Annotated in this window: 2 protein-coding genes; both read right to left on the minus strand. The window is 33.7% G+C overall.

What is annotated here, in order from left to right:
- Window positions 1-158, minus strand: a 158-nt coding sequence (locus ACYVRA_RS07975) for a PDDEXK nuclease domain-containing protein (protein ID WP_461252201.1), incomplete at its 3' end; no start/stop codon positions are given.
- Window positions 152-607 (minus strand): hypothetical protein, encoded by a 456-nt coding sequence (locus ACYVRA_RS07980; RefSeq protein ID WP_461252200.1) that lies wholly within the window; start codon window positions 605-607, stop codon window positions 152-154. The genes ACYVRA_RS07980 and ACYVRA_RS07975, both read right to left, overlap by 7 nt.
- Window positions 608-659: the final 52 nt, after the last annotated feature.

The following is a 659-nucleotide window of genomic DNA, read 5'->3' on the forward strand; positions in this document are numbered from 1 at the left end:
TCCAACTCTTCCTTATTAGGTAAATAAAGTTGATATTTGCTTACAAATAATTTATTAGTAATATTATCTATTGCATACTCAACCATAATTTTATCTTTATATGTTCCCAATACTATGCCGATAGGTTCATTGTCAGTTTTAACATTTACTTCTAAAATACCAAATCTACTGAAAAATTATTGATTCCCTTGCTTGTTATGCCAATTGTGTAATTTTGCTGCTTGGCGTATTTACATGCCACCTGCAAAAGGAAAAACAAAGCTATATGTACGTTTAAGCTATGATTGTCGTAATTTTCATCTTTATGCTTAAACGGTTGCAGCTTCAATATCCAAAAGCAGTAAAAAGCCGCATCATTAAGCTCATCCATTTTAAGCCTGTGGAATATGTGAAAGTAAATCTTTCTCTTTTCAACCCGCCCAACCAAAATCTTTACCGGGGTGTTGCTGATGGCTGGGCTAACAACATAAACATCTTTTCTGTCTATTTTAAGCAAGTCCAGAATTTTTTTCACATCCGCCACAAAATCCTTGTATATAGCGTAAAATTGGTTTTTGTCAAGCTCTTTGTAATAAGGGAAATCTTCTATGTCATTGGATTCAGCCATAATATGCCTTGCTTGGTTACAGCATATTCAGCACATCGCTGATTTTTTTCAA

This window comes from Treponema sp. R8-4-B8, from assembly GCF_054786175.1.